The 15795-nt window shown below is 74.5% G+C and carries 11 protein-coding genes; 10 read left to right on the top strand and 1 reads right to left on the bottom strand.

Annotation, left to right across the window (positions count from 1 at the left end; all coding sequences use genetic code 11):
* The first annotated feature begins 51 nt into the window (after window positions 1–51).
* Window positions 52–459: a TadE family type IV pilus minor pilin gene (locus ACZ6Z8_RS27355; RefSeq protein ID WP_465612680.1), complete on the top strand. Its 408-nt coding sequence runs from the start codon at window positions 52–54 to the stop codon at window positions 457–459.
* Complete coding sequence (locus tag ACZ6Z8_RS27360) at window positions 447–1076, top strand: Rv3654c family TadE-like protein (RefSeq protein WP_465612681.1); 630 nt, start codon at window positions 447–449, stop codon at window positions 1074–1076. Before ACZ6Z8_RS27355 ends, ACZ6Z8_RS27360 begins: the two co-directional genes overlap by 13 nt.
* On the opposite strand, the gene ACZ6Z8_RS27365 is transcribed toward ACZ6Z8_RS27360, so the two are convergent.
* Window positions 1071–3434 (bottom strand): DEAD/DEAH box helicase, encoded by a 2364-nt coding sequence (locus ACZ6Z8_RS27365; protein WP_465612682.1) that lies wholly within the window; start codon window positions 3432–3434, stop codon window positions 1071–1073. The genes ACZ6Z8_RS27360 and ACZ6Z8_RS27365 overlap by 6 nt on opposite strands.
* A 221-nt stretch (window positions 3435–3655) precedes the next feature.
* Here ACZ6Z8_RS27365 and bldG point away from each other — a divergent pair, with 221 nt between their 5' ends.
* From bldG to tmk, 8 genes are all read left to right on the top strand, one after another.
* A complete protein-coding gene (gene bldG, locus ACZ6Z8_RS27370; protein WP_030289397.1) occupies window positions 3656–3997 on the top strand; it encodes an anti-sigma factor antagonist BldG in 342 nt (113 codons plus the stop codon).
* 159 nt (window positions 3998–4156) lie between these two features.
* A complete protein-coding gene (locus ACZ6Z8_RS27375) occupies window positions 4157–4576 on the top strand; it encodes an ATP-binding protein (protein WP_465612683.1) in 420 nt (139 codons plus the stop codon).
* A gap of 242 nt (window positions 4577–4818) precedes the next feature.
* Window positions 4819–5187 carry a cyclophilin-like fold protein gene (locus ACZ6Z8_RS27380; protein WP_465612684.1) on the top strand — a complete coding sequence of 123 codons (369 nt, stop codon included), beginning with the start codon at window positions 4819–4821 and terminating at the stop codon, window positions 5185–5187.
* A gap of 162 nt (window positions 5188–5349) precedes the next feature.
* Window positions 5350–6144, top strand: coding sequence for a small secreted protein (locus ACZ6Z8_RS27385; RefSeq protein ID WP_465612685.1), 795 nt, complete (start codon window positions 5350–5352; stop codon window positions 6142–6144).
* A gap of 318 nt (window positions 6145–6462) precedes the next feature.
* Entirely contained in the window at window positions 6463–7995 is a 1533-nt protein-coding gene (locus tag ACZ6Z8_RS27390) for a DUF7059 domain-containing protein (RefSeq protein ID WP_465612686.1), read from the top strand.
* A gap of 140 nt (window positions 7996–8135) precedes the next feature.
* A complete protein-coding gene (locus tag ACZ6Z8_RS27395; RefSeq protein ID WP_465612687.1) occupies window positions 8136–8606 on the top strand; it encodes a hypothetical protein in 471 nt (156 codons plus the stop codon).
* A 425-nt stretch (window positions 8607–9031) separates the two neighbouring features.
* Window positions 9032–11896 (top strand): type I DNA topoisomerase, encoded by a 2865-nt coding sequence (gene topA, locus ACZ6Z8_RS27400; RefSeq protein WP_465612688.1) that lies wholly within the window; start codon window positions 9032–9034, stop codon window positions 11894–11896.
* Window positions 11897–12043: 147 nt separating this feature from the next.
* Window positions 12044–15508, top strand: a complete 3465-nt coding sequence (gene tmk / locus ACZ6Z8_RS27405) for a dTMP kinase (RefSeq protein WP_465612689.1) — start codon at window positions 12044–12046, stop codon at window positions 15506–15508.
* Window positions 15509–15795: the final 287 nt, after the last annotated feature.

Below are 15795 nucleotides of genomic sequence, written 5' to 3' on the forward strand. Positions count from 1 at the left end.
CGGGCGGCCGGCGGGAGTTGCGGGAGCTCGGCGGCGGTACGACGCCAGGCGGTGCGGCGCCCAGCCCGGCGGCCGCTGCGGCGCGGGGACGGTGGCTTCGTCACGGCGGAGACGGCGGTGGTCCTGCCGGCGCTCGTCCTGCTCGCGGCGATGCTGATCTGGGGCGTGCTCGCGGCGGCCGCGCAGATCACCTGCGTGGACGCGGCCCGGATCGGTGCCAGGGCGGCCGCGCGCGGCGAGGCGGACGCCGTCGAACTCGCCCGCGCGGCGGCCCCGCCGGGAGCACGGGTGCGGTTGGCGGTCGCGGCGGACACGGTGCGGGTCGACGTGGACGCCCCGTGCGCGGCGCCAGGCCGGCTGGGCGGTCTGCTCGCGGTGCGGGTCGGCGCGATGGCCGTGGCCGCCAGGGAGGACGTACTGGGCACCACGGAGGGAGGTGGAGGCCCGTGGCCCGCCTGACCGGCCCCTGGCACGCGGCGGAGCGGCTGGGGCGGGTCCGTACTGCTCGGGCCGCTGCCGCCGGCCGGCGCGGGTACGGGTCGGACGCGGGCTCGGCGACGGTCTGGCTGCTGGCCCTGGCGATGCTGGGCACGGTGGCCTTCACCGCGACGATCGCGGTCGGTGCGGTGGTGGCCGCCCGGCACCGGGCCGAGTCGGCCGCCGACCTGGCGGCCCTCGCGGCAGCGGACCGGTTGCTGCTGGACCCGGACGGGGGCTGTAGTCGGGCCGCCAGTATCGCCGCGACGCAGGGCGCCGCTCTGGCGTCCTGCGCGGTGGACCGGTCGGCGGACGCCGTCGAGGTGGTGGCCGAGGTGCCGGTCGGCGGGCTCCCGCTGCGGCTGCCGGTCGGTCCGGCGCGGGCGAGGGCCCGGGCCGGACCGGTTCGGGCTCCGGTCACCGCGGCCGACGCCGAGGCCGGCGCCGGCGCCAGTCCCAGTGCCAGCGCCAATCCCAGTGCCAGCGCCAGTCCCGGCGTCGGTCTCAATGCCGGCGTCGGCACCAGCACCGGCACCAGCGCCAGTGCTGCTACCGACGGCGTCCGGAGCAGCCCGGGCGGTGCGGCGGTGGTGTCATGAAGCGGCCGGCGCTCCACCGTCCGGGCCTGCCGCGGCGTCGGGCCCCGGCGCCCCGGCCAGCAGGACGTCCAGCAGCCGGACGGCTGCCGCCTTGTCCAGTGGGTCGTTTCCGTTGCCGCACTTGGGCGACTGGACGCAGGACGGGCAGCCGCGCTCGCACTCGCAGGAGGCGATCGCGGCGCGGGTGGCGGTCAGCCACGGGACGGCCCGCTGGAAGCCGCGTTCGGCGAAGCCGGCCCCGCCCGGGTGGCCGTCGTAGACGAACACCGTGGGTAGCCCGGTGTCGGGGTGCAGCGGGACCGAGACGCCGCCGATGTCCCAGCGGTCGCAAGTGGCGAACAGCGGCAGCAGGCCGATCGAGGCGTGCTCGGCGGCGTGGGCGGCGCCGGGCAGCCGGTCGAGCGGGAGGTCCGCGTCGAGCAGTTGCTCCTCGGTGACGGTCCACCAGACCGCGCGGGTGCGCAGGGTCCGGGGCGGGAGGTCGAGCTTGCTCTCACCCATGATCTCCCCGGTGGAGATCCGCTTGCGGAGGTAGCCGACCACCTGGTTGACCACCTCCACCGAACCGAAGCTGAGCCGGCCCTCGCCCCACCGGACGGTGGTGTCGGTGTCGAGGACGGAGATGGAGGTGATGTCACGGGCGGCCGTCGTGTACGGCGGGTCGGCCGGCTCGACCAGGGCGACCGAGTCCTCCAGGTCCAGCTCCCGGACCAGGTAGGTGCGGCCCTGGTGGAGGTGGACGGCGCCGGTGTGCACGGTGGTGTGGGCGGCCGCGGCGTCCACCGTGCCGAGCAGCCGGCCGGTGTCGGCCTCGACGATCTGCACCGGGCTGCCGCCGCTGCCGCGCAGGTCGACGGCGTCGGCGGCGCGCTCCCGGCGGGTCCAGTACCAGGAGCCGTCGGCGCGCCGGCGCAGCAGGCCGCGCCGTTCCAGCACCGGCAGCAGCGGTGCGGTGGAGGGGCCGAACAGCTCCAGGTCGGCGTCGGTGAGCGGTAGTTCGGCCGCCGCCGCGCACAGGTGCGGGGCCAGCACGTGCGGGTTGTCGGGGTCGAGCACGGTGGCCTCGACGGGCGTCGCGAACAGTGCCTCCGGGTGGTGCACCAGGTAGGTGTCCAGCGGGTCGTCCCGGGCGATCAGCACGGCCAGCGCGCCCTGGGCCTCACGGCCCGCCCGGCCCGCCTGCTGCCAGAGCGAGGCCCGGGTGCCGGGGTAGCCGGCCATCAGGACGGCGTCGAGTCCGGAGATGTCGACGCCGAGTTCGAGAGCGGAGGTGGAGGCGAGCCCGAGCAGTCGGCCGGAGTGCAGGTCGCGTTCCAGGGCCCGGCGTTCGTCGGCGAGGTAGCCGCCGCGGTAGGCGGCCACCCGCTCGGCGAGCGGTCGGCCGAGCTGGTCCTGGGCCTGCAGGGCGACGAGTTCGGCGGCGCGGCGGGAGCGGACGAACACGACGGTCCGGGTCTGCCGTTCGACCAGGTCGGTCAGCAGGTACGCGGCCTCGGCGGTGGCGGTGCGGCGCACCGGGGCGCCGTGCTCGCCGACGTTCTCGGTCAGCGGCGGCTCCCAGAGGCCGAAGACCATCGGCCCGCGCGGTGAGGCGTCCTCGGTGACGGCCACGGCGGGCAGGCCGGTCAACCGCCGGGCCGTCACGGCCGGGTCGGCGGTGGTGGCGGAGGCGAGCAGGAAGGCGGGTGACGAACCGTAACGGGCGCAGATGCGGCGCAGCCGCCGCAGCACCTGGGCGACGTGCGAGCCGAACACGCCCCGGTAGCTGTGGCACTCGTCGACGACCACATAGCGCAGCGCCTTGAGGAAGGAGGACCAGCGGGCGTGCGCGGGAAGGATGCCCCGGTGCAGCATGTCCGGGTTGGTGAGCACGTAGGAGGCGTACTGGCGGACCCACTCGCGCTCCTCGGGCGGGGTGTCGCCGTCGTACAGGGCGGCCCGGACCCTCGGCGGGGCGAGTTCGGCGGCGCGGCGGCGCTGGTCGGCGGCCAGCGCCTTGGTCGGGGCCAGGTAGAGCGCGGTGGCGCCGCGGCCGTTGCGGGCCTCGGTGCCCTCCAGCAGGTCGCTGAGTACCGGCGCCAGATAGCCCAGCGACTTGCCCGAGGCGGTGCCTGTGGCGATGACCACAGTCTGGCCGCTTTTGGCCAGGTTCATCGCTTCTGCCTGGTGCGCCCAGGGCTGTTCCACTCCGACGTCCAGGGCCGCGGCGACGATCTCCGGCCGGATCGAGTCGGGCCACGGTGAATAACGTGCAGGTCGGGCGGGAAGGTGCTCCGTATGGGTGAGCCGGTCGGCCCGCCCCCGACCGGTGGACAGGGTCGTGAGCAGTGCCTCGGGCAGGCTGTGTCGGGGCGGCATGAGGACCCAGTGTGTCACCGGCGTGACGGAGAATCGTCGTAAGCCATCGTGCGGGCATGGTCGCAGGTGGTTGAATGTGGCCGTGACGGCCGTACGGCCGTGGGTCGCAGCGCTGAGGCTTGCCACGCTCTGGCTTGGCGCGCCTGGCCTCGCGACCATGCGTGGCGGCCGCCCGGCCGAGGATCGCACATGACGTAGCAAGGCAAGGTGCTGGAGGTTCCGTGGACCTGTCCCTGTCGACCCGTGCAGTCGGCGATCGTACGGTCGTCGAGGTTGGCGGCGAGATCGATGTGTACACCGCCCCGAAGCTGCGGGAGCAGCTGGTCGAGCTCGTCAACGACGGCAAGTACCACCTCGTCGTCGACATGGAAGGCGTTGACTTCCTCGACTCGACCGGCCTGGGCGTGCTGGTTGGTGGCCTGAAGCGGGTGCGTGCCCACGAGGGCTCGCTGCGACTGGTGTGCAACCAGGAGCGCATTCTCAAGATCTTCCGGATCACCGGTCTGACCAAGGTCTTCCCGATCCACACCTCGGTGGACGACGCGGTCTCCGCGACCGACTGACGCGTCCGGGCCGGTCCACGCGGCCGGCCCGCCCGTTCCACGCGTCCGGGGCGCAGGGGCCCGCGAGGCCCCGTGCTCCCCGGACGCCTCAGGGCCGGTCGAGTGCCGGTCCGCGGGGCCGCACCGTCGGCCCCGGTCGGAGCACCCCGAGGGGGAGAGATGGCAACCGTCGAACTTCGATTCAGCGCGCTTCCCGAGCACGTGCGGACGGCCAGGCTGGTCGCCGCGGCCGTCGCCAGACGGGCCGGGGTCGACGAGTCGGTGCTCGACGAGGTGCGCCTCGCGGTCGGTGAGGCGTGCTCGCGTGCGGTGGGTCTGCACCAGCGCGGTGGTATCGGCGGTACGGTGCGGGTCGCCCTGACCGACCAGGAGAAGCGTTTCCTCATCGAGGTCGAGGACGAGGCGGGCCCCGCCGCAGTCCCGGCCCCCGGCGCCGCCGAGGGCGGCGACCCGGACGAGGACACCCTGGGTCTCGCCGTGATCTCCGGCCTGGTCGAGGACCTGGAGGTCAGCAACGGCGCCGACGGCGGCGTGATCCGGATGAGCTGGCCGGTCTCGGTCGCCTCCGTCGCGGTCTGACACCGCGGTCTGCCGGGCGTACCGGACTCCTCTCGCCGCGACTCCCTCGCTGCGATCCGTCTCGCAGCGATTCCTCTCGCGCAGGTCCTCTCCGCGGCGTTCTCTTCATGGCGTTGCCCTCCGGGCATTCCGGCGTTCCGCCCTCCGGGCACTCGTTGACAAATTGTTGAGCCTGGCGGTTCGCTGCTTCCGGCACGACCGGGTCCGATCCTCGATCGGACCAGTCGCGGAAGAGGAAGCACATGCGGATTCGCATCCTGTGGCCGGCCGGGCAGGCCACCGCCACGCTGGCGGCCACCCCCACCACCGAGGCGCTCTGGGCCGAGCTGCCGATCAGTGCGACGGCCAGCACCTGGGGCGAGGAGGTCTACTTCGGCACGCCCGTCAGCGTGCCGCGCGAGGACGGTGCCCGGCAGGTCGTCGAGCCGGGCACGGTCGCGTTCTGGACCGACGGCGACAGCCTCGCGCTGCCGTACGGCCCGACCCCGATCTCGCACGACGGCGAGTGCCGACTGGCCAGTCCCTGCAATGTCCTCGGTGCGCTGGACGAGGACGCCGGGGTGCTGCGCACCGTCCGGCCGGGCGACCCGATCAGGGTCGAGCGGGCCTGAGCAGCAGCGAGGGCATGCTCCGAGGGCGTGCTTCGAGGGCGTGCCGGGGGCGGGAGTTCGGGCAGGGGCGATCCGGGAGGCGGGCAACCGGGAACCGGGCGCCCGGTGACGGCCGTGTAGGTTCGACGACCGAAGACGACCGAAACCGAAAGGCTTCTCCCGGTGAACAAGCGACTGCTGGCCGTACCCGCCCTCGGCGTGCTGCTCGCGTTCGGAGCCGTCGGCTGCGGCGGCGACGACAACAGCAAGCAGCTGGAGTCCTGGGCGTCGAACGTCTGCGGCGCGGCCAAGGACCCGATCGCCCAGGCGCAGACCGCCCTCGCCGACACCGGCCAGGTGAAGACCGGCGAATCCCCGGCCGACCTGCAGAAGCGGCTCTCGACGGACATCGGGCGACTCGCCAAGACCAACCAGGACATCGCCGCCGCCATCGACGCCGCCGGTGCGCCGAAGGTGGACAACGGTGCGACGCTGCAGAAGGACACCGTCGACGAGCTGAAGAAGGCGTCCGACGGCTACCTGGACGTCCAGAAGAAGCTGGACGGTCTGCCCAGCAACGACCAGGCGAAGTTCGCGGACGCGCTGCACAGCGTCGCCGACCAGCTGCAGCGGCTGTCCTCGCTGTCCACCCAGGCGCAGGCCAAGCTGCAGCGCGGCGACCTGGGCGCGGCGATGGCCAAGCAGGAGGGCTGCAAGCCCACCCAGGCCACCCCGAGCGCCGGTGCGAGCGGCAGTGCCGGTGCCAGCGGCAGTCCCGGGGCTTCCCCGGCCGGTGCCGGCGGCGCGAGCGGCACCCCGAGCGCCGGTGCCTCCGCCTCGGCCGGTGCCCCCGGCGGCACGCCCGCCCCGGGCGCGACGGGCACCGCGAGCCCGTCGGCCACCTCCTCGGCGGGCGCCGGCACCACTCCGGCGGCCCCGGCCACGACCCCGGCCACCCCGGCACCCAGCGCGAGCTGATCGCGGGCGGGGAGACCTTGGAAGAAGGCGCAGGGGTGGGGGCCGTTCCCTCGAACGGCCCCCACCCCTGCGTCGGCGTCTGGCTTTCCGGTTCGGCCGGTGGGGCGCCTCGGCCGCGGTGGGGGCGTGCGGATGATCGCTCGCTCCCGGTGAGGGTCGGGACCCGGGGCCGGGGCCGGGCGGCGAGGTGGTGGTTCCCCCGTCGCCCCGGAGTCTGACCGGCGGCCGGGGGCGGCCCCTCGCCCGTCCCGTGCGGGCCGGTGGGGCCCGTGCGGGCCGGTGGAGCCGGGGCGGGGCGGGCCGGGGGACAATGGCGGGGTGATCAGTAGCCCCGTTCTCGACCCGACCCGTCTGGCCAAGCTGCGCGAGGCGCTGCTGGCCGCCTCGTTCACCGCCGATGGGTGCCTGGACCTGCTGGGGCCCACCGGCTACGCGGCGTTGGCCCGTAGCGAGGCGGTTCCGGCGCTGCGTGCGACGCGCGGCGGCAGCCCGCTGGAGACGCTGGTGCGGCTGTTCCTGCTGCAGCAGCCGGTGCCGTACAAGGCGGCGGCCGCCGCGCTGCCGGTGGAGGACTGCCTGGCGGACGGCTGGCTGCGCCCGGACGGCGATCTGGTGCGCGCCACGGTGGACGTCCGGCCGTACGCCAACGAGGTCGCCGGGCTGCCCAGTTCGGATGCCTGGGTGGTCTCCGACCTGGGGTGCGCGGTGGGCGGCGCGGGCGGGATCGGCTCCGGCGAGACTGCCCACGGGGTGACCCGCAAGGACCTGGTGCTGGGGGTCGGCGGGGCGTCGACGACGCTCGCCAACATCACCGTGCGCCGGCCCGTCCGGGCCGCGCTGGACCTCGGTTCGGGCTCCGGCGTGCAGGCGCTGCACGCCGCCCGGCACGCCCGTAGCGTCACCGCCACCGACCTCAACCCGCGCGCGCTGCGGTTCACCGAACTGACCCTGGCGCTGTCCGGGTTCGAGAACACCGAGGCGCTCACCGGGAGTCTCTTCGAGCCGGTCGGGGAGCGGAAGTTCGACCTGATCGTCTCCAACCCGCCGTTCGTCATCTCGCCGGCCGGCCGGTTCACCTACCGCGACGGCGGCATGGCCGGGGACGACCTCTGCCGCAGCCTGGTGCGCTCGGCCGCCGAGCACCTGGAACCGGGCGGCTACTGCCAGTTGCTAGCCAACTGGCAGCACGTCAGGGGCGAGGACTGGCACGAGCGGCTGGCCGGGTGGGTGGCGGGCACCGGGCTGGACGCCTGGATCGTCCAGCGCGAGGTCCAGGACGTGGCCCAGTACGCCGAGTTGTGGCTGCGCGACGGCGGTGACCACCGCGGTCCGGGCGGCGACTACCAGGCCCGGTACGGCGAGTGGCTGGACGCCTTCGAGGCGGGCCGGGTCGAGGGCATCGGCATGGGCTGGATCACCCTGCGGGCGGGCGGCGCCGAGCGTCCGACCGTCCGGGTGGAGGAGTGGCCGCACCCGGTGGAGCAGCCGCTCGGCCCGCACATCGACGAGTGGTTCGACCGGCAGGACTTCCTGCGTTCGCACGACGACGCCGGCCTGCTCGCGGCCCGCTACGTGCTGGCCGACGAGGTGGTCCAGGAGCAGGTCGGCGCGCCGGGGGCGGAGGACCCGGAGCACGTGGTGCTGCGGCACAACCGGGGCATGCGGCGGGCCACCAAGGTGGACACCGTCGGCGCCGGGTTCGTCGGGGTCTGCGACGGGACGCTGTCGGCGGGCGAGATTGTGGACGCCATCGCGCACCTGCTGGGCGAGGACCGGGTGGTGCTGCGGGACCGGGTACCGGAGTCGCTCCGGCTGCTGACCGAGCAGGGGTTCATCAACCCGGTCCGGTAGGCCCACGCGGCGACCCTCGGTTCACCCGCCCGTACCTTCTGGTTCGCCCGGCGGTCCCTGTCCGGCCGCCCCCTGTTGGCCGGGCACTGCGAGGCTCTGTCCACAGGCTGTGGACAGAGCTGGGGAGCCGGGGGCCAGGGGTGGACACGACGACGGCGGCCGTGAGCGGGCTGGTGCTCGCGCTCTTCGGTGGCGTGTTGTTGCTGTGGTGCGCCGCCGAAGTGCGCCTTCGCCACCGGGTGCGCCTCCGGGGGGTGCCGACGGTGGCCACGGTCGTCGCGGATCACGACGCGCACGGTCAGCTCGACAGTGCGCCGCTGCTCTCCTTTTCCGTGCTGCCGCCGGCGGTCGGCGCCGACGGCTCCGGGGCGGCCGGCCGGATCGCGGAGCTCGTGCTCACCCGGCCGCGCGGGTGCACCCCGCTGCGCCGACCGGAACGTTTCGCCCCCGGCGCCCCGGTGCGGATCTGCTACGACCCGGACCGCCCGTGCCGGGCCGTGCTGGCGGTCGGCGAGGCCGACGGGACGGCGGTCGTCGACCTGCTGTGGAGCGCCCTGGGCACGGCCTGTCTGCTGGCGGGCGCCGGACTGCTGGCCGCAGCCGGCCGCTGAGACCCCGACGCGAACCGGGCAGGAGCCGGACGCGGGCGCGAACCGGGCACGGAGCGGGCGCGAACCGGGCAGGAAACCGGACGCCGGGCGCGAACCGGGCGAACCGGAGAGCGCGATACCGCAAGCGCGCCGATTTTTCCGTTGACAGATCTTGAAATCCGTCATTCCATCCTCCGGAACCTGCCGAAGCCCCCCTCCACGGGGCGCGAACCTCCGTCATCGGGTTACCGTTCGAGTGGCGTCGGTGAGCGCGGCAAGCGAAAAAGCGGGATCCGTCCGTTTGACAAGGGTGGCCGGGGTACGGTCACACTCCGCTGGTGGGGTGTCGTTCAGCGGCGGCCCCGGGACGGTGGAGGGGTCGGGCGGAGCGCAGCCCGTGCTGCCAGCGCCGACCAGCCAATAAGGACCGGGAGAGAAGAGCGAAGGTGTCCCCGAGCAGCGAGACCGCGCACGGACAGCGACTCGTCATTGTCGAGTCGCCGGCCAAGGCGAAGACGATCAAGGGCTACCTTGGCCCCGGCTACATCGTCGAGGCGAGCGTCGGGCACATCCGCGACCTGCCCAGCACCGCGGCCGAGGTACCGGACAAGTACACCGGTGAGGTGCGCCGCCTCGGGGTGGACGTCGACCACGACTTCGCGCCCATCTACGTGGTCAACGCGGACAAGAAGTCCCAGGTCAGCAAGTTGAAGTCGCTGCTCGCGGAGTCCGACGAGCTGTTCCTCGCCACCGATGAGGACCGCGAGGGCGAGGCCATCGCGTGGCACCTCCAGCAGGTGCTCAAGCCCAAGGTGCCGGTGCACCGGATGGTGTTCCACGAGATCACCAAGACGGCGATCCAGGAGGCGGTGGCCAACCCGCGTGAGCTGAACCAGCGCCTGGTCGACGCCCAGGAGACCCGCCGCATCCTCGACCGCCTCTACGGCTTCGAGGTCTCGCCGGTGCTGTGGAAGAAGGTCATGCCGAAGCTGTCGGCGGGCCGGGTGCAGTCCGTGGCGACCCGGCTGGTGGTCGAGCGCGAGCGCGAGCGGATTGCCTTCCGCACCGCCTCGTACTGGGACCTGGTCGGAACCTTCGGCACCGGTCGCACCCCCGCCGACGCCGCCAACCCGGAGACCTTCGGCGCCCGGCTGGCCTCGGTCGACGGCAAGCGGATCGCCAGCGGCCGCGACTTCGGTTCGGACGGGCAGCTCAAGGCCGGCAGCACCAACACCCTGCACCTGGACGAGCAGGCCGCCCGCCAGCTGGCCGCCGCCCTGGCGCAGACCGCGTTCAGCGTCCGCAGCGTCGAGTCCAAGCCCTACCGCCGCTCGCCCTACGCGCCGTTCCGCACCACCACGCTCCAGCAGGAGGCCAGCCGCAAGCTGGGCTTCGGCGCCAAGCGGACCATGCAGGTGGCCCAGAAGCTGTACGAGAACGGCTTCATCACCTATATGCGCACCGACTCCACCACGCTGTCGGACACCGCGATCGCCGCCGCCCGCGCGCAGGTCACCCAGCTCTACGGCGCCGACTACCTGCCGGACGCCCCGCGCACCTACGCCAGCAAGGTCAAGAACGCCCAGGAGGCGCACGAGGCCGTCCGTCCCTCCGGCGACCGCTTCCGCACCCCCGCCGAGACCGGCCTGAGCGGCGACGACTTCAGGCTGTACGAGCTGATCTGGATGCGCACCGTCGCCTCCCAGATGAAGGACGCGGTCGGCCAGTCGGTCACCGTCCGGGTCGGTGGCGCCTCCGCCGACGGCCGGGACGTCGAGTTCTCCGCCTCCGGCAAGATCATCACCTTCCACGGCTTCCTCAAGGCCTACGTCGAGGGCGCCGACGACCCGAACGCCGAGCTCGACGACCGCGAGCGCCGGCTGCCGCAGGTCGCCCAGGGCGACCCGCTGGCCGCCGACCGGATCACCCCGGAGGGCCACGCCACCAAGCCGCCGGCCCGCTACACCGAGGCCTCGCTGGTCAAGGAGCTGGAGGACCGGGAGATCGGCCGCCCCTCCACCTACGCGTCGATCATCGACACGATCATCCAGCGCAGGTACGTGTTCAAGAAGGGCACGGCGCTCGTCCCGTCCTTCCTCTCCTTCGCCGTGGTCAACCTGCTGGAGAAGCACTTCGGCCGACTGGTCGACTACGACTTCACCGCCAAGATGGAGGACGACCTCGACCGGATCGCCGCCGGTGAGGCGCAGTCCGTGCCGTGGCTGAAGCGCTTCTACTTCGGCGAGGGCGAGGGCGCGGCCGGTGCCGCCGCCGAGGCCGGCAACGGCGACGGCGACCACCTGGGCGGCCTGAAGGAACTGGTCACCGACCTCGGCGCGATCGACGCCCGGGAGATCAGCTCCTTCCGGATCAGCGAGGACATCACCCTGCGGGTCGGCCGCTACGGCCCGTACGTCGAGCGCGCCTCCACCGTCGAGGGCGAGCCCGGCCAGCGCGCCGACATCCCGGACGATCTGCCGCCGGACGAGCTGACCGTCGAGCTGGCCGAGGAGCTGCTGGCCAAGCCCAGCGGCGACTTCGAGCTCGGCCCGGACCCGGTCACCGGCAACATGCTGGTCGCCAAGGACGGCCGCTACGGCCCGTACGTGACCGAGATCCTGCCCGAGGGCACGCCGAAGACCGGCAAGAACGCGGTCAAGCCGCGCACCGCCTCGCTCTTCAAGACGATGTCGCTGGACACCGTCACCCTGGAGGACGCCCTGCGGCTGCTCTCGCTGCCGCGCGTGGTCGGCACCGACCCCGAGGGCGCGGAGATCACCGCCCAGAACGGCCGCTACGGCCCGTACCTCAAGCGGGGCACCGACTCGCGCTCGCTCACCAGCGAGGACCAGCTCTTCACGATCACCCTCGAAGAGGCACTGGCGATCTACGCCCAGCCCAAGCAGCGCGGCCGGGCCGCCGCCGCCCCGCCGCTCAAGGAGCTGGGCACCGACCCGGTCAGCGAGCGTCCGGTGGTGGTCAAGGACGGCCGGTTCGGCCCGTACGTGACCGACGGCGAGACCAACGCCACGCTGCGCAAGGACGACGACGTCGAGACCATCACGCCGGAGCGCGGCTACGAACTGCTCGCCGAGAAGCGGGCACGCGGACCGGTGAAGAAGGCGGCGAAGAAGGCCCCGGCGAAGAAGGCCGCGGCCAAGAAGACGACCACCACCAAGACGGCGGCGACCAAGACCGCCGCCAAGAAGACGGCCGCGAAGAAGACCACCACCGCCAAGACGGCGACGGCGAAGAAGACGGCCGCGAAGAAGACCGCGGCCGGCAAGGCCGCCGCCACCGACGAGGGCTGATCCTCCGACAGCGGTACTCCGGGCCCGTGCCCCCGTCCGGGGGTGCGGGCCCGGGTCTGTGCAGGGATCGTCACAGGGCGGTGATGAGGGGGAACCGGAACCCCGTTCATCTCAATCGGGCAAAGCCCAGACCGCTACGCTGACCGTATGACGAGCGAGGAGCAGCCCACCCCCAGCGCCGCCCCGGCCGCCAGCGCCACCGGTCCCGACCTGCCCGAGGTCGCGCCCGCCGGAACCCCCGTGGACCGGGCCCGGGCGCTGTTGCGGACCAGGTCCTACCGGCGCCTGTGGACCACCCAGCTGATCGGCGGCACCGCCGACCGGCTCGGGCTGCTGGTGCTGCTCGCGCTCACCGTGATCGCCGCCGCCCAGGCGGGCCGGCTCGGCGACCTGCCCCGCAGCCTCGCCTTCGCCACCGCGGCCGTCCTGGCCGTGCGGGTGGCGGCCACCGGGCTGGTCGGCGTGGCACTGCTGGAGCCGGTGCACCAGCTGGTCGCCGGGAAGCTCGACCGGCGCTGGACGCTGTTCGGCGCGGACGCGCTGCGCGCCCTGCTGATCGGCGTCGCCCCCTGGTGGACGGTCTGGCTGGGCTCCGGATCGAAGCCCTCCGGCGCGGCCACCTACGTGCTGCTCGCCACGGTGTTCCTCACCGGTGCCGCCGAGCGGGTCTGGGGGATCGCCAAGGACGCCGCCGTCCCCGGCCTGCTGCCGCCGGCCAACCCGTACGCGCCCGCCGCCGAGCAGCGGCCGGCCGCCGCCAACCTGGACACCGTCCGGAGCATCGACCGGTTCACCGGCTGGGTCACCGTGGCGCTCGGCGCCGTCGGCCTGGTCGGCTTCACCCTGGTCAACAACATCGGCGCGGCGCTGGGCTCGGACTGGCTGCGCGCCCACCAGCTGACCTTCGCGGCGCTCGGCGCGGCCGGCCTGTTCGCCGCCGCGGCCGTCCGCGGCTACCTCCAGCAGCTGCCGGGCGGTCCGGTGGCCGTCGCCCCGCACTCGCCGCTGACCGGCCTGCGCGCCCCGACCGACGCGGCCCCCGGCCCCGCCCTGCGCAAGGGCCGCACCGGCAGCGCCCCGTACTTCACCTTCGCCGTCGCGGCCGGCTTCGCCTCGATGGCGGGCGTCGCCGCGCTGGCGCTGCTCACCGCCGCCGAGCACCGGGCCGGGCCGATCGGCTACGGCCTGATCGTGCTCGCCGCGGTCGCGGCCCCCGCGTTCGGCGCCGGGCTCACCCGGGCCGTCCTGCCCTCGCTCTCCCGCCGCCGACTGCTCGCGCTGGCGCTGCTCACGGAGGGCGCCGCGCTGATCCTGGCCGGGCTGGTGCTGGACTTCGTGCTGGTCCTGCTGCTCACCGTGCTGGCCGGGCTGGCCGCCGGGATCGTCATCTCGGCCGGGCGCACCCTGCTCGCCCAGGAGGTCGAGGAGGCCCGGCTGCCCAAGGTCACCGAGCACCTGCACGCGGTGCTGCGGACCGTGGTCGCCGCCGCGCTGGTCGCCGTCCCGCTGATCGCCGCGGCCTACGGGGACGTCGAGTACGGCACCGCCGAGCCCGGTTCCTTCACCTTCATCCACGGCGGGGCCGCCCTCGCCGTCGCCACCTCGGGGCTGCTCACCCTGGTGCTCGCCGCCGTCGTGCTGCTGCGCACCGACGACCGGCGCGGCACCGTGCCGTTCGGCCGGGACCTGGTGGACGCGGTCCGCGGCGGCAGCGGCCCGGTGCCGCACCGGGGCGCGGGCACCGGCTTCTTCATCGCCCTGGAGGGCGGCGACGGCGCCGGCAAGTCCACCCAGGCCCAGGCGCTCGCCGAGTGGATCCGCGGCAAGGGGCACGAGGTCGTGCTCACCCGCGAGCCCGGCGGCAGCCCGGTCGGCCAGCGGCTGCGCGGGCTCGTCCTGGACGTCGGCAACACCGGCCTGTCGCACCGTGCCGAGGCGCTGATCTACGCCGCCGACCGGGCCGAGCACGTCGAGAACGTCATCCGCCCGGCCCTCGCCCGCGGCGCCGTGGTGATCACCGACCGGTACATGGACTCCTCGATCGCCTACCAGGGCGCCGGGCGCGACCTGGCCGCCACCGAGGTCGCCCGGATCTCCCGCTGGGCGACCGGCGGGCTGCTGCCCGACCTGACCGTGGTGCTGGACGTCGACCCGACCAAGGCCCGGGAACGCTTCACCGAGGCGCTGGACCGGCTGGAGTCCGAGCCCACCGAGTTCCACCAGCGGGTCCGGTCCGGCTTCCTCGCCCTCGCGGCCGCCGACCCGGCGCGCTACCTGATCGTGGACGGCAGCCAGGCCCCCGGCTTCGTCACCACCGCCATCCGGCACCGCCTCGACCGCGAGCTGCCGCTCTCCGAGCAGGAGAAGGCCGCCCGCGCGGAGCAGGAGCGGCTGGCGAAGGAGGAGGCCGAGCGGCGCGCCGCCGAGGAGGCCCGCAAGAAGGCCGAGGAGGAGGCCGCCGAGCGCAAGCGCCAGGAGGTGCTGGCACAGCTGCGCGCCGAGCAGGCCGAGAAGGAACGGCTGGCCAAGGAGGAGGCCGAGCGGGTCGCCGCCGAGGCCCGGCGCAAGGCCGAGGAGGAGGCCCGCCGCCGCGCGGAGGAGGAAGCGCGCCGCCGCGCCGAGGAGGAGGCCCGTCGGCGGGCCGAGGAAGAGGCCCGGCTGGCCGCCGAGGCCGCCGAGCGCCGGCGGATCGCCGCCGAGGCGGCCGCCCAGGCGGAGCTGCAGCGGCAGCGGGAGCTGGCGCGCGAGGAACAGCGGCGCCGGGCGGAGGAGGCGCTCCAGCGGGCCGAGGAGGCCCGGCTGGCGCAGGCCGCGGCGCTGGCGGCGGCTGCCGCGGCGGCGGAGACGGCTTCGGACCGGGCGGCTTCGGGCTCGGGCGCGGCTTCGGGCTCTGCGGCCGGTTCGGGTTCGGGCTCCGGGGCCGGTTCGGGTTCGGATCGGTCGGCTTCCGGTCCTGCGGGTTCGGGTTCGGGCTCGGGTCCTGCGGGTTCGGGTCCGTCGGCCGGGGATGCGGTCACGACGGAGCTGCGGGCGGTCCCGGAGGCTCCGCAGGGCGCGGTGGACGGCATCGGAGACGAGGCGACGCGCGAGCTGACGCTGCGCGACCGGCAGGCGGCGGCTTCGGCGGCGGAAGCCGCCGACGCGACCGCCCGGCTGCCCAAGGTTCCGCCGGCGGACGAAACGGCGGTGCTGCCGAGGGTTCCGGCGGCGGACGAGACGGCCGTGCTGCCCAAGGTGCCCGCCGTGGACGAGACCGCGGTGCTGCCGCGGGTCGAGCCGGGGCGCCCGGGGGAGCGGGCGGACAGCACCCGCGAGCTGCCGGTGGTGGACGGTCGGTCCGCCGCCGAGCCGCTCGCCGCCCCGCCCGCGGTCGACCCGCAGTCCACGGCCGAGCGGCCCCGACCCGAGTGGGCCGAGGAGACTCCGATGGACGACCTGCCGAGCCTGACCGACACCCTGCTCGGCTCGCGCGACGAATGGGCGCGCTGGGAGCAGGGCGGCGGTGACCAGGGTGAGCCGGGCGGGCATGAGGGGGACGACCGGCGCGGCGGGGACGACCGCGGTGAGGGCGGCGGCAAGGGCAAGGGCCGTCGCTGGGGTCGCCGGGGCTGAACCGGCACGGACGACGGACGGGCTGACGGGCGGCATCGTCGGGGCACTGGTCCCCGGGGGGCGCCGCCCGTCGCCGTACTGCCGTACTGCCGTACTGCCGTACTGCCGTACTGCCGTACTGCCGTACTGCCGGCTGGGTGGCCGGGTGGCCGGGTGGCCGGGTGGCCGGGTGGCCGCGTTGCTCCGGGGCTCCGTGGCTGCGCAGGCGCCGTGGTCGCGCGACCCGTGACCGCGCAGCCCTGTGCCCCGGACGGAGCAGTGGCTGTCGGAGCGGAGACGTATGCTCG

It is taken from the genome of Kitasatospora sp. NPDC101108 (assembly GCF_055584725.1).